Genomic DNA, 304 nt, shown 5'->3' on the forward strand with positions numbered 1-304 from the left:
AAGAGACCGTTCGCTCGCGTACCCGCATCGTGGTACAGACCAATGAAGAAACCGGTGAAACCCGTGGTTTTTTGATGACAGTTGTCCCGGATGAAGACTATCTTGTTTCGGGCGGCAGCATCGACTCTGTTGATTATTACCACCGCGGCGAAATCTTTAGCGGATTGATTGTTTTTAATCATCTGGACGGAAGCTTTGCGAATGCGTGGAAGTACAAGGGTGGAAAATAATAAGTGGTTTTATACCGATGGTTCCGGGGAAATCAGAATCAGAAAAGGCTTTGAAAGGATTTGCCCAATTAGAG

Annotated in this window: 1 protein-coding gene; it reads left to right on the forward strand. The window is 46.1% G+C overall.

The window, feature by feature from the left end:
• On the forward strand, positions 1–230 hold a 230-nt coding region (locus ATH1_RS21750; RefSeq protein ID WP_010424558.1), incomplete at its 5' end, for a hypothetical protein.
• Positions 231–304: the final 74 nt, after the last annotated feature.

Origin of the sequence: Anaerophaga thermohalophila DSM 12881, assembly GCF_000191885.1 — a bacterium.
GTDB lineage: Bacteria > Bacteroidota > Bacteroidia > Bacteroidales > Marinilabiliaceae > Anaerophaga > Anaerophaga thermohalophila.